The organism is Limnobacter sp., assembly GCF_036405155.1.
Classification (GTDB): Bacteria; Pseudomonadota; Gammaproteobacteria; order Burkholderiales; family Burkholderiaceae_B; genus Limnobacter.
The window spans coordinates 345,766-363,582 of sequence record NZ_DASWYD010000007.1 but is presented as its reverse complement, the minus strand read 5'-3'; the positions used below and the strand labels follow the sequence as shown (position 1 = coordinate 363,582).

General features: G+C 55.3%; 17 protein-coding genes and 1 tRNA gene. 13 read left to right on the top strand and 5 right to left on the bottom strand.

Features of this window, described 5'->3' with window-relative positions; all coding sequences use genetic code 11:
* The first annotated feature begins 70 nt into the window (after nt 1-70).
* Complete coding sequence (locus VGE55_RS12325) at nt 71-2,281, top strand: hypothetical protein (RefSeq protein WP_331131982.1); 2,211 nt, start codon at nt 71-73, stop codon at nt 2,279-2,281.
* A gap of 8 nt (nt 2,282-2,289) precedes the next feature.
* Here VGE55_RS12325 and VGE55_RS12320 read toward each other — a convergent pair whose 3' ends face one another.
* Nucleotides 2,290-3,180, bottom strand: a complete 891-nt coding sequence (locus VGE55_RS12320; protein WP_331131981.1) for a DMT family transporter — start codon at nt 3,178-3,180, stop codon at nt 2,290-2,292.
* A 127-nt stretch (nt 3,181-3,307) separates the two neighbouring features.
* Here VGE55_RS12320 and pyrF point away from each other — a divergent pair, with 127 nt between their 5' ends.
* The 5 genes from pyrF to ybeY all read left to right on the top strand — a co-directional run bounded on the left by pyrF (nt 3,308) and on the right by ybeY (nt 7,975).
* Complete coding sequence (pyrF, locus tag VGE55_RS12315) at nt 3,308-4,165, top strand: orotidine-5'-phosphate decarboxylase (protein WP_331131980.1); 858 nt, start codon at nt 3,308-3,310, stop codon at nt 4,163-4,165.
* Between the two features lie 79 nt (nt 4,166-4,244).
* Complete coding sequence (locus tag VGE55_RS12310) at nt 4,245-4,949, top strand: response regulator transcription factor (RefSeq protein WP_331131979.1); 705 nt, start codon at nt 4,245-4,247, stop codon at nt 4,947-4,949.
* Nucleotides 4,950-4,959: 10 nt separating this feature from the next.
* Nucleotides 4,960-6,417 carry a sensor histidine kinase gene (locus tag VGE55_RS12305; protein WP_331131978.1) on the top strand — a complete coding sequence of 486 codons (1,458 nt, stop codon included), beginning with the start codon at nt 4,960-4,962 and terminating at the stop codon, nt 6,415-6,417.
* A gap of 44 nt (nt 6,418-6,461) precedes the next feature.
* Nucleotides 6,462-7,490, top strand: coding sequence for a PhoH family protein (locus VGE55_RS12300; protein WP_331131977.1), 1,029 nt, complete (start codon nt 6,462-6,464; stop codon nt 7,488-7,490).
* Nucleotides 7,487-7,975 (top strand): rRNA maturation RNase YbeY, encoded by a 489-nt coding sequence (gene ybeY / locus VGE55_RS12295; protein WP_331131976.1) that lies wholly within the window; start codon nt 7,487-7,489, stop codon nt 7,973-7,975. Before VGE55_RS12300 ends, ybeY begins: the two co-directional genes overlap by 4 nt.
* Here the strand turns inward: ybeY and VGE55_RS12290 are convergent.
* Both VGE55_RS12290 and VGE55_RS12285 read right to left on the bottom strand, forming a co-directional pair.
* The gene (locus tag VGE55_RS12290) at nt 7,972-8,358 is read right to left on the bottom strand and encodes a type II toxin-antitoxin system VapC family toxin (RefSeq protein ID WP_331131975.1); all 387 of its coding nucleotides are present in this window, start codon (nt 8,356-8,358) and stop codon (nt 7,972-7,974) included. The two genes, ybeY and VGE55_RS12290, sit on opposite strands and share 4 nt — an antisense overlap.
* Nucleotides 8,355-8,606, bottom strand: coding sequence for a type II toxin-antitoxin system Phd/YefM family antitoxin (locus tag VGE55_RS12285; RefSeq protein WP_331131974.1), 252 nt, complete (start codon nt 8,604-8,606; stop codon nt 8,355-8,357). Before VGE55_RS12285 ends, VGE55_RS12290 begins: the two co-directional genes overlap by 4 nt.
* A gap of 173 nt (nt 8,607-8,779) precedes the next feature.
* On the opposite strand from VGE55_RS12285, the gene VGE55_RS12280 reads away from it, so the two are divergent.
* From VGE55_RS12280 to VGE55_RS12255, 6 genes are all read left to right on the top strand, one after another.
* Nucleotides 8,780-8,855: transfer RNA gene (locus VGE55_RS12280), tRNA-Lys, on the top strand.
* A 672-nt stretch (nt 8,856-9,527) separates the two neighbouring features.
* Nucleotides 9,528-10,031: a hypothetical protein gene (locus VGE55_RS12275; protein ID WP_331131973.1), complete on the top strand. Its 504-nt coding sequence runs from the start codon at nt 9,528-9,530 to the stop codon at nt 10,029-10,031.
* A gap of 196 nt (nt 10,032-10,227) precedes the next feature.
* Nucleotides 10,228-10,560 carry a hypothetical protein gene (locus tag VGE55_RS12270; protein ID WP_331131972.1) on the top strand — a complete coding sequence of 111 codons (333 nt, stop codon included), beginning with the start codon at nt 10,228-10,230 and terminating at the stop codon, nt 10,558-10,560.
* A gap of 95 nt (nt 10,561-10,655) precedes the next feature.
* Nucleotides 10,656-11,669, top strand: a complete 1,014-nt coding sequence (locus VGE55_RS12265; RefSeq protein WP_331131971.1) for a hypothetical protein — start codon at nt 10,656-10,658, stop codon at nt 11,667-11,669.
* 612 nt (nt 11,670-12,281) lie between these two features.
* A complete protein-coding gene (locus VGE55_RS12260; RefSeq protein ID WP_331131970.1) occupies nt 12,282-13,067 on the top strand; it encodes a hypothetical protein in 786 nt (261 codons plus the stop codon).
* 64 nt (nt 13,068-13,131) lie between these two features.
* Nucleotides 13,132-13,698, top strand: a complete 567-nt coding sequence (locus VGE55_RS12255) for a hypothetical protein (RefSeq protein WP_331131969.1) — start codon at nt 13,132-13,134, stop codon at nt 13,696-13,698.
* A gap of 172 nt (nt 13,699-13,870) precedes the next feature.
* Here the strand turns inward: VGE55_RS12255 and VGE55_RS12250 are convergent, their stop codons facing one another.
* Both VGE55_RS12250 and VGE55_RS12245 read right to left on the bottom strand, forming a co-directional pair.
* Nucleotides 13,871-14,962: an acyl-CoA desaturase gene (locus VGE55_RS12250; protein ID WP_331131968.1), complete on the bottom strand. Its 1,092-nt coding sequence runs from the start codon at nt 14,960-14,962 to the stop codon at nt 13,871-13,873.
* 30 nt (nt 14,963-14,992) lie between these two features.
* Complete coding sequence (locus tag VGE55_RS12245; protein WP_331131967.1) at nt 14,993-16,105, bottom strand: ferredoxin reductase; 1,113 nt, start codon at nt 16,103-16,105, stop codon at nt 14,993-14,995.
* 304 nt (nt 16,106-16,409) lie between these two features.
* Here VGE55_RS12245 and VGE55_RS12240 point away from each other — a divergent pair, with 304 nt between their 5' ends.
* Complete coding sequence (locus VGE55_RS12240; protein ID WP_331131966.1) at nt 16,410-17,816, top strand: FAD-binding domain-containing protein; 1,407 nt, start codon at nt 16,410-16,412, stop codon at nt 17,814-17,816.
* Nucleotide 17,817: the final 1 nt, after the last annotated feature.

The window sequence follows — 17,817 nt, the reverse complement described above, 5'->3', positions numbered from 1 at the left end:
TTGCTTCGTTGGCAGCGTGGTGCATGCTCCCTAGAGTGTTGGCTCTTTCAGTCACTCACCCGCACCGAACATGCACACTGCAGTCCACCCCCAACAAGCCCAATCGCTGGGCAGTTGGCAATGGGGCATTCAAAACCGCAATCGTCAAACCCTGTGGTCGTCCAAGTTGACCACGTTGGCCAAAGCACTGCCAGCGGTGGCAAAGTCCCTCACGCTACCGCCCAAACCCCACGATACGTTTTCCCAGTCTGTCGCCAAACCAGCACCCACACTGCCTGCAACGGCCGCATTGGACGCCATGATTCATGAGCGCTTGTTCACCCAAGGGGTCACCCTGCATGCGCTGCGACACTTCAATGCTGTCGAGCACATCCACCGCACCGCGCAGCACCCTCCCACCCAAGAGGAGACTGCTGTTTGGTCATCGTTCATGACAGCCCTGGCCATGCCTGGCGGCATGCAATGGTTGGAATCCCAGGGGGCCCTTCATTTGCCGAGCACGGCAGAGCAACGCCAGTGGCTTGAGGACCTCGCCAAGGCCTGCGTGACCATCCATCGAAACACGGGACAATTTCCAAGCATTGCATGGCAATCTGCACCCCCCCAGCACACCAACGACATGGCCACGCGGTCTGCCAATCACACGCTGTTGAAGTTGTGTGGACTGGGTGCTGAAGCCACACCGACACACTGGGAGACCAATGCACTTCGCAATGGTTTGGATCCACAGAGGCACCCACAGCAGTTTCACCGCATTGAGCAACGGCTTCTGAAAATGGGGCGATGGCTTGATCGGGCTGAACGTCAACAGCGCTGGGGCTTGGCTGGCGCGCTAAAAGGCAAACACCCGTTTCAACTGGTTCGTCTGGGTTTGCTGGGTGCAGATCAGGGAGGACCACAGCCGGTTGCCGAAACAGCCCAACACAACCACAAACCTTTCAGACGGACAGACTTCTTGCAGCGCATGCATCATTTGGTGGATACGATTCAAGGCGCATCCAGGCTGCGTTGGTATGGTGGAGGTCGAGTGGGCCTTGGTTTGCAAGGTCTGTCCATCCGGCTGGCACAACTGCTGTCGGGTTTGCTGATTCGCATCAAGATCAAGCTGAGCCTGCATCACATTCGGCAAGCTGGCGTTGAACTGGCCATGCCACCCTACAACCTGGAGTTGTTGGTGGTCAGCCGTCGAGGCCAATTGTTTCGCGCGGGCGCTGGATTGGGCGTCGGGCCTGCGTTGGAGCCTGTGGATGTCCATGTCAGCGCAGAACTGGAGGCCCTACAGAACGACAGAAATCACATGGAAGGCATCGCCCTGCGCATGCCCCGAATACGTGGCCAGGAGACCGTCTTGCGAACACGGTTCAAAGCCTTGCTCTCGGATTTGGTGAACAAGCCCAGCAACTTCGACAAGCCGGGTGATTTTTTAAAACATCTGCTTGCAAAGTATCCTGAGTTGTCCATTTCAGAATTGGGACATTATCGTGAACAAGGACAAAGCCATGCTGTACAGGTTGAGGCAACCGCGGGCCTGAAAACAGCGGTGGTGGAATTGGCTGGAAGCCTGTTTACCAAACTGCGCTGGATACGCAAACATCAGCGGGAACTGCTGGACAACACTGGCGTTATTCGCGTGCACAAAAAAACACAGTGGCATGGTGTAGAACATTCTGCAGGGGCTCGCGTCGACTTCAAATCGCCCCTCAGGTCCACAGACCCATCCATGAACATGGGCTCACCGTACCTTTGGGCCACAGACTGGGTATTGGGCAGCGCCGGTCGTTCGTTCCGTCAAGACTGGGTTCAATCCAACGGCCTGGTCCACCCGATGTCATTCATCGAGGTGGAATATCAACATATGGAGGACTTTGAAGCCATGATCAAGGCGCATCACACCGAGTGGATTGAGGAACGATCACACCAAAAGCAGTGTTCGAAAGACCAGGCGCTGCGCGACCTGAATGCCTTTCTGGAAACCTGCCGAAACAATCGGGCCAGCAATTTGACCTATGCCGCCAGGGCTGAGCTTCGCCCCGACCGTGTGGCCCAAGTCAACCGTGCCCTGGCGCTGCTGGCCCTGCTGGGCAATACGAACCTGACCATGAGCACTCAACTCCGGTCAGGCATTGATGCGATCCGAGAAAACCCTGCTTCCTACCAGCCCACGTCGTTTCGCGTCTACAACCGCCAATCCGATACGCGTAGACAGGGTTTGCAAATCGGCCTACAGCTGGAAAGGTTTGACCAAGCCGATGGCGTCCATGCGCAATATCGCTTGATGTAAACACGGGCTCACGCGGTGCGCCTGGGCAACAACACCACCACCATGGCCGTCAAAATAAGCGCGAGCGCTGCAAAGTCGGGCCAATGGGGTGCTTCGCCCAGGAAGAAAGCGCCCGCCATAACGCCCACCACCGGAATCATCATGACTGACAAACTGGAGGCGACCGGCGGCAAGGTTTTGGCCAGTGTGAACCACCCCACTTGGGCAAATGCAAACACACCCAACGCGTTGTACAGAATAGGCCAAATTTGTGGCCAAGTACTCGGTAGATGTTGAGGGCCCAAGCCTTCCAGCACCACCGCCAAGGTCCCCATGACCACCATGGTGGGCCACATCATGAAATGGGTGAAGGCCAAGGGGTGCAAATCCACCGGGTAACGCTTAATCAGCGTGGTCCCCAACCCCCAACTGCTGGCGGCAATGCACATCAACAACACACCCAGCGGGCTGCCTGCAATCGCATTGAACTCCGAGCTCAACAGCAACAAAGTGGCCACCATCGCCAAAGCCAAACCAACCCAGCCGCGCGCACCCACCGGGTGTTTAAACAACAAACCGGTGAGCACGGTCCACACCGGCATGGTGTAGCCCAAAATGGCCGCCCGGCCCGAGCTGAGTTCTTTCACAGCCAACACGCAGAACACATGCCAGCCAATCATGTTGGGCAAACAGAGCAACAACATCCGCCCCCACAGGGCCTTGGGCACCCGCAGTGACACCTTCAACAACCCGGCCAAACCCCACATGATGAAGGCGCCAATGAACATGCAAAAAAACCGGAAACTCAGGGGTGTGTAGTGGGTTACTGCATATTTCATGACCGGCCAATTGATGCCCCACACCACCGTCATGCCCAGCAACAGCTGCAATTGAAGAAGGGTGAGGCGGACGGCAGGCATGGCTGATCGACAGAAACAGTGGACGCCACAGTGTACTGGATGCCCCCAACGCTGACCCTTGGTGCAAGCCCTAGCAATTGGTGGGTGTACAATTCAGCCATTCGACAACCCACCATCAACGGCGATCATGGGCCACCGCTTCTCTCAATTCAAAACCTTCTCCGAACGCCTGGCCCACAGCTTCACGACCAGCAATTCCATGCTGTGTGTGGGGCTCGACCCTGATATCAGCCGCATGCCAACAGGCTATGGCACAAGCGCAGCCGATATTGAGCGCTTTTGCGTGGAGATTGTGAAGGCCACCGCCGAATACGCCTGCGCATTCAAACCACAGATTGCCTACTTCGCGGCCAACCGGGCCGAAGGTGCACTGGAAAACATCATTGGCCGCATTCATGAACTGGCACCCCATGCCACTGTGGTGCTGGATGCCAAGCGGGGCGACATTGGTGCCACTGCCAAGCAATACGCCATTGAAGCCTTTGAACGGTTTCAGGCCGACAGCGTCACCTTGAGCCCCTACATGGGCCACGATTCGGTTGAACCCTACCATGCTTACCCGGACCGGGGTTTGTTCATTTTGTGCCGCACGTCCAACCCGGGGGGCAATGACCTTCAGTTTTTGGTGACGGGTCGGGAAGAGCCGATTTACCAAACGGTGGCGAAATTGGCCACCACCCGCTGGAACCCCCATCAGCAAGTGGGCTTGGTGGTGGGCGCGACTTACCCCGAGGAAATTCGGGTGGTTCGCCGCTTGGCCGGCGATGCACCCTTGCTGGTGCCTGGCATTGGTGCCCAGGGCGGTGATTTGCAAAACACCGTTAAAAACGGCTTGTGCAGCCATGGTTGGGGCTTGCTCATTAACTCATCCAGGGCCATTCTGTATGCCAGCAACGGTGCCGATTTTGCGCAAGCGGCAGCCCGGGAGGCCGAATTGACCCGTGCCGCCATTCAAACAGCCAAAGACCAGGCCCGTTCGGGCTAAAATCAAGGGTGTTACACACCCACCACACACAGTGCACCAAGCCTTGAACAACAAAGGCGTGCAGCCGGGGAGACACGGGATGAAAATTCTTCTGGCCGAGGACGACAATTTGTTGTCCGAAGGGCTTGCTCAATCGCTGCGGCAGGCAGGCTATGCCGTGGACTGCATGTTCAATGGCAGCGACGCCGACACCGCACTGACCACCATGACCTACGACCTGCTCATTCTGGATTTGGGTTTGCCCAAAATGAGTGGCCTGGAAGTGCTGCGCAAACTGCGCGCGCGCAACAACCACATGCCGGTGCTCATTTTGACCGCAGCCGACAGCGTTGAGCAACGCGTGCAAGGCCTGGATGCTGGGGCGGACGACTACATGGCCAAGCCGTTCGATCTGAAGGAGCTGGAAGCCCGTGTGCGGGCCCTTACCCGCCGAGGCGCAGGGGGTGGGGCCAGCATCTGGAAGCACGGCCCGCTCACCTACGATCAGGTGGGCCGCATTGCCTACATCAACGACGACATGCTGGACCTGTCAGCCCGCGAAGTGGGGCTGTTGGAAATTCTGCTTCAGCGCGTGGGCCGCCTGGTCAGCAAAGAACAGTTCGTGGACCACCTCTGCGAATGGGGCGAAGAAGTCAGCAACAATGCGATTGAGGTCTACATTCACCGGTTGCGCAAAAAAATTGAAGTCAATGGCATACGGATTGCGACGGTTCGTGGACTGGGTTACTGCCTTGAAAAATACACCGACAAGGAAGCCCAGGCGAATGCCCAACCCAATTCCTGAGGGCGCCTGATTGGCCTGGTACAAGCGCAATCCACTGGCCTCGGGCAAACAACAGCGACGCTCGTTGTTTGGTGAAATCCTCGACTGGATGTTGGCTCCCCTGCTCATCCTCTGGCCCATGAGCATTGGCGTGACGTACCTGGTGGCCAAGTCCATCGCCAACGACCCTTTTGACCACATCCTCGACGACAAAATCACTGCCCTGGCGCAGGAAGTGGCTGTACAAGCCACGAGCAATGCCTTCAAACTGCCCGACCAAGCCCTTGAAATCCTCAAAGCCGACGGCACCGACCAATATCGCATTCAGGTGGTGGGCAAGCGGGGCGAATTTCTGATGGGGGATGAACGCACCCTGCCCGTGCCCGAACGTCGTCGGCTTGAAATCGGCGTGGTGGTGTTTCGCGATTTGGTGGTCAACGGCGAAGACTTCCGGGCAGGGCATTTGTGGATTGAACTGCCCGTGCCGGGCGAGCAGCGCTTCATGCTCATCCAAATGGCCGAAACACTGGGCAAACGGGAACGCCTGGCCAATGAAATCATCAAGGGCGTGATTTTGCCGCAGTTTGTGGTGCTGCCCCTGGCTGTACTCTTGGTGTGGTTTGGCCTGTCGCGGGGCATTGCCCCCCTGAACACCCTGCTGGATGTGATCCGCAACCGCAAACCCGACGACCTGAGCGCCCTGCAAAGCAAAGACACCCCGGAAGAGCTGATGCCCGTGATTTTGGCTTTGAATGAACAACTGGGTCGGCTCGAGCAAACCATTGAAACCCAAAAGCGCTTTGTGGCCGACGCAGCCCATCAACTCAAAACCCCACTGGCCGGCTTGCGCATGCAGGTGGAACTGCTGAGCGACGAGCCCGACCCCGCCGCAAGGGCCCGCAGCTTGCGGCGCTTGAAGGTGGGCACTGAACGCTCTACTCGCCTGGTCAACCAACTGCTGGCCCTGGCCCGCACAGAGGCACCGCTTGTACTGCGGTTTGAACAGATTGACCTGTGTCACATTGCCCGCACGGTGACGCGGGACTTTGTGCCCGAGGCCATGAACAAGCGGATTGACCTGGGCGTGGAAGTGCCCGACCACCCGGTGTACATTCAGGGCCAAACCCTGATGATTACCGAAATGCTGAAAAACCTGGTGGAAAATGCCCTGCGGTACACCCCCGAAGGCGGCCTGGTGACGGTGCGAGTGGATGACAGCAGCCAGCAAGATGGTATTCGGCTGGACGTGGAGGATGATGGCCCGGGCATTCCCGTCAATGAGCGTCCACTGGTGTTTGACCGCTTTTACCGGGTACTGGGCACGAGTGAAGACGGCTCAGGCCTTGGGTTGGCCATTGTTCAGGAAACCGCGCACCAGCACAGCGCCCATGTGGCCATTCTCGACAACCCCCGCAGCACACAGCCTGGCCGACCCGGCTGCCTGATGCGGGTCAGTTTTCCGCCGACCCACAGTCAGCTGGAGTACTGAACTACAATACAACCCATGCAGCAACCCTATTTCAGACCAACCCCATGAGAAGCAAACCCCAAGAGTGGCAGGCCCCCGATGATGACAACGCAAAGCTGGCCAATTTGTGTGGCCCGGTGGACGCCAACCTGCGGCTGATTGAGCAGGCCTTCCAGGTGAAAATTGCCCGACGGGGTGGCATGCTGAATGTGCAGGGCGAGAAAGATGCGGCGCGGCAGGCCATTGTGCTCATCAACCACTTTTTTGACAAAAGCGAAAAACCGGTGACAGCCGATGATCTTCAACTGGCCATCGTTGAACTCAAAAACACCAGTACCTTGAGCTCACCCAGTGAGCCCACCGTGATTTTGGGGCAAGACGAGGTGGTGACCCTGCGGGTGAAACGGGGCGATTTGCAGGCCCGCACCGCCCGGCAGAAGGAGTACCTGAAGAATGTGTTGGAGCATGACCTGACTTTTGGCATTGGCCCAGCCGGTACCGGCAAAACCTACCTGGCCGTGGCCTGCGCGGTAGACGCGCTGGAGCGCGATGCCGTGAAACGGATTGTGCTCACCCGCCCTGCCGTGGAAGCGGGCGAACGACTGGGCTTTTTGCCCGGTGACCTGACCCAGAAAGTGGACCCCTACCTGCGCCCGCTGTACGATGCGCTCTACGATTTGGCGGGGTACGACCGCGTGCAAAAATGGTTTGAGCGCAACGTGATTGAAATTGCCCCGCTGGCCTACATGCGCGGCAGAACCCTGAGCCACGCATTTGTCATTCTGGATGAAGCGCAAAACACCACGCCTGAGCAGATGAAAATGTTTCTGACCCGGATTGGATTTGGCAGCAAAGCGGTGATTACCGGGGACGTGACTCAAATTGACCTGCCACGTGGCCAGCAAAGTGGCTTGGTACAGGCCCAACATGTGCTGCGACAGGTCAAAGGCGTTGCCATGACCTACTTCAACGCACAAGACGTGGTGCGCCACCCCCTGGTGGCCCGCATTGTGGAAGCCTATGAACGCTTTCACAACCCGGAACGCCGCAATACCCCCATGGACGACGCCCGCGACGAGGAGCCGCAACCGTGAAACCAACCGACCGCCCTGCCCCCGTCAGCATTGCCATTCAATGGGCGCCCGAGGCTGACCACCCGCCGTTTTCCGATGTGGACAATGCCCGCATTCGCCGCTGGGCCAAAGCCTGCTTTCGGGATGGGGCTGAAATCACCATCCGCATGGTGGGCGACGAGGAAGGCCGACAACTGAACCGCGACTTCCGGGGCAAGGACTACGCCACCAATGTGCTGACCTTTCCGATGGACCTGCCCGACCTGGGCAGCGATGCCGGTTTGCCAACCTTCATGGCAGACATCGTGATTTGCCCCGCCGTGGTGGAACGAGAAGCCAAGGAACAGGGCAAAGACCCGATTGACCATTTGGCCCACCTGGTGGTGCACGGCTGCCTGCATGCGCAAGGCTATGTGCACGAACTGGACAGCCAGGCCGAACTGATGGAAGGCAAGGAAGTGGAAATTTTGAAGCGCTTCCGGATTTCAAACCCCTACGAGCGCTAGACCAACACAATCGCGGGGCTGTACTTCGCCACCGTGGCGTCGTGCGTCAACAGCTTCAAAGGCTCGGTCAGCGCTTGGGCCACCAGGATTCGATCAAACGGATCGTGATGAATGGGTGGTAGGTCGGCCACTGCAACCGCATGTTCTGTTTCAATGGGCAGCAAGTAAAACCCAGCCTGCTCGAAATATCGATTGGCTTCGCCCGCCGAAATGGGCATGGCCCCGCGCCCAAGGCTGTGCTTGATGGCGATTTCCCACAAACTGGCCACACTCACCCAAATTTGAGAGCGACTGGATTCGATCAATTGACGGGCTTGCTGTGGTAAACGGGGATGGTCCGTAATCGCCCACAAGGCGATGTGCGTGTCCAAGATCAGATTCATGGTTTTTTAGGCCGCCCCACAAACAGCGCCTCAATGTGGACATTGTCCACATCAATGTCGTCTGGAACCTCAAACAGACCCTTGGCAATACCAATGCGCTGTTGGGACGCACCGTGGTCAATGGCGACCAACTTGGCCACAGGCCGACCATTGCGCGCGATGATGATCTCCCTTTCACGGCCCTGTTCCAAGGCCTCCACCAAACGGGACAAATTGGACTTCGCTTCGAGCATGTTCACGGGTTGCATGGTCAGTTCCTAGACATTAGCTAAGTCTAGTCTAGCCAAAAATAGTTCAATTTCAAATGTCCTGCAGGCCAGCCCTGTGCATGTGGCAATTTTCCATCGCAGGGTTGTTGACGAAAAGCTGAATTTCCACCATAATCGCGGTCTTTGGTTGAAAGCTACTTGGCAGCAACCACGGGTCGTTAGCTCAGCCGGTAGAGCAGAGGACTTTTAATCCTTTGGTCGCAAGTTCGAATCTTGCACGACCCACCAACACTCAAGGACCTAGACGCGCAAGCGGCTAGGTCTTTTTTCATTTCTGGGTGGTTTTTGCTTAGCTGCCCAGACGGGCCTACTTCCGGTTTGCCAGGTTTTGGTTTAGCTTAGCGGCTAAATGTGCGAGTTTCGCCTTTGGTTTATTTGGTGAAACGGACGGCAAGTGATTGAAAGTGAATCCGTATTTGACCCTCGATGAGATGTTCATATAAAGAGATATCGCCAATATTGTTCGATATATCAAGTTAGGCGAACGCGCTTATGAGTAATTTGGAAAGCTTGAAAACTTGGTATCGCTGGGGCCACTGGCTCGATACCCCGCAGGGAGTTTGTGTCCTTTTGTCCCTGCCTGTTTGCTGGATCGCGGCTCTTGCCTCATTTCTATGGCCAAATGAATCGAGGCCTTTATTTTTATCCGAGAGTCCTGTGCTCTTTCTTTTCACGCCGCTGCTGGCATTTCTTTATTTCGTGAGGTTTGGACAACTCGGCGAAAGGCAGTATTCCTCATCTGTCCTGACTACCGTTGTCGTTCTGGCTGTAATAGGCATGCCGTTCTATGTTCCCTATCTCCGTAGCCATGGCGCCTAACCCTCTGCTCCAGAAGGACGCTACGCCGGCAAACCGGCTTCGCGCCCCTGAGCTTGCACGTTAGCCCGCAGGAGATCGCATATGCCCGACCGTCTGTTAGTTGCAATCCTTGGAAACCGAAACTCCGGGAAGAGCACTACTTGGAATCGCCTCTTCGACGGGACCGTGAGAACTGGAAAGTACGAGCGTTCGCTTTACCTCAATCGCGCTCAGGCAGTCGACGTCTTTCTCGTCAGTGGCTCTCCTGAAGAGAGAGAAATTGAGGTCGGCGAAATCCTGCCTGAGCCGCTTCCTCAAATTGTCCTCTGCTCCACTCAGTACCGCGAGGACGTTACTGAAACCTTCGACTATTTCTTCCGCAAAGGCTATGAAGTTTTCGTCCAGTGGCTAAATCCCGGCCACGGCGATGCAGAAGCATATGACGATTCTTTGGCCCTTCGAGATTTCCTGTTGAAGAAAGGTGCCACGCTACAACTCCGCGATGGACATCTCGATCCCGCCCCGCGTGTCAGAGAAATTCGGCAATTCATTCTTGGGTGGGCCACGCACCGTGATCTCGTCCGCACTGAATTCCCTGCGGGCTAACCCTGCGGTCAACCGGATCTGCGCGAAAAGCCGCGCAGGTCGGTTACCTCCACGTTAACTTTTAAAAGCTATGACTCTTACCTTTGGACTGACTTCAATACGCGACCTTCACGCAAAGCTACAACGTGATGCCGCTGCGCTAGATAATGAAGTCACAAGCGATAGTTTTTTCAACTTTGTCATCACGGGATACTCCATGATTGATTGGGTTAAAAACGACCTCACTGTTCCGTCTACAGCAAAGGTACCTGCCATCGTTCAAGGGCTATACAACGATCCTTGGCTTAAGGTTTGTGGAGATATTGCCACTGCGAGCAAACATTTCACGCTTACTAAACGCACCCCCATAACTTCATCCGCATCATCCTCCAGTGGGTTTGGTGTCGGCCGTTTTGGAAAAGGTGTTTATGGGGTTGGCGAAGAGAGCATTGAGGTTTGCCTAAACAACGGCACCAGTTTTCACTGCCTTGATTTAGTTCAGGGTGTTCTTTCAAGCTGGAAGACTTTCTTTTCTGCCCACGGTATATGAAAGCTAACACTACGCTCGAGTTCGCTCCCTTCGGGAGCTGGGAGGCGCCTAAAGCGCGCCCCTCAGCTACACGTTAGACCTCACCTTCGATCGCTATGGCAGACGGCAAATGGAAAGAATCCCTTCTCAAGAGCAGCCTTCCGCTGGAACACGCGGTGGCAGAGTTGCTGGCCAAAAATGATTGGCACGTGTGGGGTCAGTACTCCTACTCGCGAAAAAATGAGAACGGTCTGGGCACTGACTTCTCCGCGGACATCCACGCGAGCCGAGAGTACAACGAGGAGGGTCAATGTTTCGGGAATCTGGACGTACTGATTGAGTGCAAGTACGCGTCCCCTGGGGTGAAATGGGTGTTCCTGCCATATCCAGAGACGGCGCAGCTCTTCTCCGGGATGCTCAAGGTGTTTGAGCAGGGCAGCAATAAGCGGATCACGAACCACAAGCCGGTCAACTCAGCCGAAGACGGAGTCGAATACTGCATTCGCGGAATCTCCTTGCACGACTCTGGCTTCGATGAAAACTCGATCAATAGAGGGGCTTATCAGCTCCGTTATGCAATGCCTCGTATTGCGGAGAGAGTCTTCTCGACTGATGCGAGTGACATGCATGACGAGGACATTGGCGTCAGCTTCGCCTGCGCCGTGTTGGTGACCACGGCCCCCCTCTACTGCCTGAAACCCGGAGTGACCCTGGACGATGTTTTCGCCGCGAACAGCCTGGACGATGTGGTGGAACCGGCAGAGCGGCTGATCCTTTGGGAAGAGGCAAGCCCGGACCTAGAAGAATACACACGAACAATCTATCAGGAAGTGCTGGAGAATGGACTTGAAGAACGGATTCGCGAGTACCAGCGCGCTTTTAGACCTTCCGCCAATTTGAAGCACCCTCCGAATCAAGGCCAGGGTTGGTGGGCGATGCGAGAAGCGGGCAGTCATGTGCTAGTGACAACGCTGAAGGGACTCGGCGACGTGCTTTCAACTTTGGATGCAGCCGCACGTGAAGCCATGCTCGGTGTCGAGAAGATCGCGGAGGTGCGATTCGATCCGGAGAAGGGTAAGGTGGTGATCTCAAGTCTGGCGAAGAGTGGAGATGGCGCCAGTGAGGTCTAACAGGTCGGTCGACTCGGACACATTGCGGCAATGGGCCGCGAGGCGCCGTTGGATATCCTGCACCTCGCGGCCCATTGCCGCAACGTGCCGGTCACCTTCACGTTAGGCCCCACACTTGCTTCCGCATCAGGACCCAATCGTAGCCATCATCGCTCCGGGCAACAGCCGAGGCGCCCTTTCCTCGATCTCTTGGCTGCGACTCGAATTCTCGTCAGGTAGCCGCTGCGAGATTGTTCCGGTGGAAAGCTATGTCCAGGGAGAGCGGTATCCGCGTCTCGCACTTGAGGCACGAGAGGTTCAAACTTTCGTGCCGGCCAATGCGTGGCCAGGTGGTCCGGAGGTGGTGTGGTTCACGCCGCACGCCCTGGAAGGCCTCGTTGGAACAGCTATTCAGAGTCAGCGAAATATTCCAGGTCCAGGCGGTGGTCCAACTGAGTCCCTCGAGTACAAGCTCTCTTGCGGGGTCACTCTCACAGTTCGACACTCGCAACGGGTGCCTATGTCGCTTGAGATTTTGTTTGTACCTGATACTTGAACATGAGGCCTAACCCTTCCATCGAGCGGACATGCCAACCGCCGCTCATGTCAAACATTGGGTGTCAGGGGAATGACATGTATGTTTTTGAGGTCACTACGCCAGGTACATGGCTCGATCACGACGACAGAGATTGGGCGTGGCGAATAGAAGGTCAACTTCGGTCACTTCAGTCTCATTTTTTCGAAGCGAATGCTGCTTTGAATTTATTCGCTAGTACTCAGTCCATTCGTCCGTCGTTCGCCAGTCGAGAAATGTGGGAGCGTGATTCTCAACGTCGCTCCGAAATTCAGCGTGTGGTTGAGCAAGAACTTGGCAGCAAAATGTCGCGTGAAATATGGGAAGAAATTTCCTTTGAAACCGATGTCCGCTTTAAGCGCGAGAAGTGGGCCAACGGCGTCATACCCAGAGAGTTTGAGCGTAACCTTCCCTTCATCTATGCACGCGCCTTTCTTTACGCGCTCGATGCGTTTGACAAATTTCTGGGTGTGCTCGCTAAGGAGCCCGGAGTTCCACCGAACATTGCAAAACTCCATGAGCAAATTGCCAAATACTTTCCTGATCTTCGGGGTGTGCGCAATACATCTCAGCACCTCGAAGATCGCTCCCGAGGTCTTGGCGCAGGCAGGAATCCGCAGCCACTTGAGCTAAAGCCTGTTTCAAACAAACTCATTGACGCTCCCGGAGGAGCGCTTGTTCTGAATTGTTTGAATGGATCCAAATACGGTTCCACAATGGCTGATGGGCACTACGGGGAGGTTGAGGTATCACCGGAGTCGATGCAACGCTTGCAATCGGTGCTATATGATATCTTGCAGTCGTTCAAATGGCGTGGTCCAAAACACAACGCACCGAGCGCATAACGCCCAACCCTTTAATCGAGACGACAAACAACAGCAAGCAACGTTTATGCCGCTAGGAGGATAAGTGTTACCTGAAGATAAAATGCCCGAAGCCGAGGTCACGCTGCGCCTTGCTATTTTTCTAATAGAAAATGGCCATATTGAGGGTGACATACTGACGGCTATCGATGGGGCGCAGGTTAAAACAGGAAAGACTATTCACTTTCCGATTGTTGAATTTCTAAGTGCGCATGGATGGACAAGCCCAGGTCAACAGAAGCGTTGGCAGTCAAAATATTCCAATAAAAAATATACTGCTTCAATTATTGTTCACTCTAGTGCTGGCCAAGGTGATCTAGTTGCAGATCTTAAATCGGGGCAAAGGCTACGGGTTGAATCAAAGAAAGGACCATTAAACCGCAGTAAGTCTTCCCAAGAATATTCCCTCATTAGGGAAGCTATCGGGCAGCTGATAACTATCGAACATGCCGAGCAATCCGATATTCTTGCAGTGGCGGTACCAAAATCAGAAAAATTTGATGCGCTTGCTGAGCAGTGGCGAGACCGGCCGTTGATGAAAAGTAACGGACTACATATCATCACTGTTGGACGTGATAATTCTATATCAGGGCTAAGCGATATCGGCACATAACAAGATGCTCGTTCGGACGCAACTACGCTGCGCTCGCTTGCTCCGCGCAGTTTATTCGTTGACCTGCCACGGATTTTCCCATCCAGCATAATGCGAAGCCCAGCATGCATGGTGGCCGGAATAAACCAACCACATTGCATGAACCGGGCTTACACCACGAAGCGCAGCTTGATTAAACAGCCAACGCTTCCTGATTCTTGCGCTTCAAGCTGGGCAAGCTGTACTTGAATGCACGGCCCACAACAGTGGAGAACTGTTTGAAGATCGATGCCTTGTTGTAATGCTGGCCATAGCGCTTGCAGATTTCTTGCACTTCAACCGACATTTCTGCATACCGGTGTGCAGGCACCTCCGGGAACAGGTGGTGTTCAATTTGGTGGCTCAAGTTGCCAGACAGGATGTGGAACAGCTTGCCGCCGGTCAGGTTCGATGAACCCTTCAATTGGCGCAAGTACCAATGGGCTTGCGACTCACCATCCACAACTGATTTGTCGAACACTTCAGAATCGGCCGTGAAGTGACCGCAGAAAATAATCGTGAAGGTCCAGTAATTGCGGATGATGTTGGCCAGGAAGTTGCCCGCCAACACAGGCAAAAAGAAGGGCCCTGCCAACAGCGGGAAGAACAGATAGTCCTTGGCAATTTGGCGCCATGCTTTTTTAACGGTTGGAATGGCGCGGTCTTTGGTTTCCTTCAGGGTTTTTTCGCCGCTGATCACTTTCTCAAGCTCGAGCGTTTGCAAGGCCAGCAGGTTTTCAAAGAAGGTGGCCAGCAAAGCCATCATGGGGATGTTGGCCAGAAAACGTGGCTCCCATTTTTGTTCGGGGAACAGGCGCAGCACACCGTAACCAATGTCGTGGTCCTCACCCAGCACGTTGGTGAAGGTGTGGTGGCGGTAGTTGTGGCTGTAGCGCCAGTTGTCAGAAGTACACCAGGTGTCCCACTCGTAGGTTTGGCCCATCAGGCGCTTGTTCTGCATGAAGTCGTACTGGCCGTGCATCACGTTGTGGCCCAGCTCCATGTTCTCCAAAATTTTCGATACACCCAAGGTGAGGGTACCCAACACAAATGCGGGCGGGAAAATGCCCGCCATCAACAGGCCACGGCCTGCAATCTCGGAGTAGCGCACAGCCTTTTCAATCTTGGTGATGTACTTGGCATCGCGTTCGCCCACGTCCGCCAAATGTTTTTGGCGAATGGCTTCAATCTCGGCACCAAACTGTTCCAGTTCAGCGGGGCTCAATGTGCGGTCAGCTTTTCTCATGATGTGCTCCAGTATTTTTAGGTTTTGCTTTTACAGGTCCAGTGAAACTGGGCCTTGGGCGGCGTTAATACACAAACGCAGCGCTGTGTTGTTGGTGCCGCACACCGATTTGTTTTGCATGTTTTGCGTAGTGCCCGTCAGCTTTTCGCAGGAGCAGGTGTTGCAAATGCCCATGCCACAACCGTGGGGCGGGTTAATGCCCTGCTCTTGCAAAGCTTTCAGCAAGGGCTTGTTGTTGCTCACCTCAACAATGCGATTGCTTTTGGTTAGGGTGACGGTGAAGGTCTTAACCTCGGCGTTGTCATCAATGGTCAGTGCCATGGGTGTGAACGATTCGGCGTGAAAGCTTTTCGGCGTGTCGCCGAGAATGCCGCGCAGTGCATTCATGAAACCATCGGGGCCGCAGGCGTACACATCGGTTGTTTCCAGGTTGCCAGCCACCTCAGCAAACTGCTCTGCACTGGGGCGGCCAGCCAAGTCACCTTCAGCCAGGTTGGCGCCGCTTTCCAGCAAGCGCACATATTTAAAGTGCGCATTGGCTTTTGCTTTCAAGGTGGCATCAAACAACACATCGGCCGGGTTGCGGGCCCAGCTCATCAACGTGACATCGGCTGGCCAGCCTTGGGCTTCCAGCTCCTCGATCAGGCTGATCATGGGTGTAATGCCGCTACCGGCTGCCAACAGCAGCATGGTGGGGCGTTGTTGGTTCAGCGCGGGCTGCGTGTGTGCAAGGGTCATGTCGCCAAACACATCGCCCAGTTCAACCACGGTGCCCACGGCAAGCTGGTTCACTGCGTAGCGTGAAACCAAACCGGTTGGGGTTTGCTTGATGGTGAGGCGCACCAAACCGCTGTCGGTGGGCGCGCTGCTGAAGCTGTAAGAACGGGTGTGCACCACTTCATCAATGGTGACGCTGAGGTTCACGTGTTGGCCTGCCTGAAAACCTTTGAACAAGGCATTGGGGCGCAACCACAGGCTGACGGCATCGGCAGTTTCCCGGTCGATACGCACCACTTCGGCCAGACAGCGGTCTGTAGAATGGGTACTGCCCGCTTGCTCAAGCCAGAAATTAACGAATTCCTGACCCAGAATTTTGGAGAGTCCGCGAACAACTTTGCTGGACAATTGGCTGTTGGTTCTCATGGTGTTTTCCACATTAGTGAACAGATGTGCACAAATGTAACGAAAAACGCCTCTTTCCTGCAAGAAATTTTGCTGAAAAAACTAGAGTAAACTGTCGGAAGAGTACAACTGTACACTTATTGCGATTCTAGCTCATTGATTTTATTAACTATTTTTTACAACCCAAAAACACCAACTCAGTGAACACTTTTGCAAAAAACCGGGTATTTGGGCTGTTTTATATGCATTTCAGCGCTGACAACAAGACAGCATCGAGGCCCTAGAGGTTGATTAAAATGGCCATGAATCCACACTGAACCCGCCCATGCACCTCATCTGGCACAAACGCGACCTGCGCACCGTCGACCACCTGCCCCTTCAGCATGCGCTGGCACAGGCGGGCCCAGCGAGCGTGCTGCCCATCTACATCCATGAGCCCGGCTGGTTGGCGCAACCGTATGTATCGGGCACGCACCAACAGTTTGTGCATGAATCACTGGACGACCTTCGTTTGGCTTACAGGGCAGCCGGAGGAGACTTGGCCGAGTACACCGGCGAAGCAGTGGAGGTTTTCTCAATGCTGCATGCCGAGGTAGCCATTACAGCCATTTGGGCTTATCAGGAGGTAACGACCCTGTGGGGCTACGACCGCGACCGTGCTGTGCGCCAGCGGTGCAGGCAGCAAGGCATCGCCTTTCATGAACTGCCGCAAAACGGCGTGCACCGTGGGCGTGATGCATACCAACAGTACGACTTCAAAGCCCACCTGGACCACAGCGCATTTACACCGCTCACGTCCTTGAAAAAACTGGTCGCATTAGACCCCGCCATTCGGCAACGATGGACCACAGCACCAGGCTCACCACTTGAGCCTGATGATGTAAACATGCAGCGCCCCACATTGAAGTCGCCTCCAGCTCCGAATGCCATGAAGGGGGGTATGCGGCAGGCTCATGCACTGGTGGCATCATTCTTTCAAACACCGAGGCTATTCCGTTACCCTGGCTCGCTGTCCAACCCCAGCTTGGCTGAACAAGGCTGCAGCCGTTTAAGCCCTTACCTGGCGTATGGTGTGGTGTCGGACCGATTTGTGTTGCAGCGTTTGAACACGGTGTTTGAGGCTTCATTGCCCGGGCTCGATAAAATCAGCCAGGACAAAGTTGCGGGTTGCGCCAAGTTTTATGCAGACCGCATGCACTGGCGCAGCATGTATGCCCAGGCCATGGAGGTTCACCCCCAAAGCGAAATCCACTGCGACCTTCCGGCGTTTGAAAGTTTGCGAGAACAAGCTGAAACACCCGGCTTTTTCGAAGCTTGGGTGGCGGGCCAAACGGGCGTGCCCCTGGTGGATGCCGCCATGCGGCAGTTGAACGACTGTGGCTGGATACCCATGCGCATGCGGGGCATGGTGACCTCATTTGCCTTGAATGAACTGTGGTTGCCCTGGAAGAAAGTGGCCCACCATTTGGCCTGCGCATTTCTGGACTTTGAGCCCTTTATTCACTTCTCGCAGGTTCAGATTCATGCGGGCTCATCACGGTTGTCAGGCCCACTCATCTACGACCCCATCAAGCAACAGGCTGAGCAAGATGAAGATGGACGCTATGTGCAACGTTGGGTTCCGGAATGGAACGGCGTCGAATACCCGACACCCATCGTGGATGTTCGCGCAGCTCGAGAAGCTGCGCGCAAGCGGGTATTCGACTGCCGAAAGCATAACGCCATCAACTAAA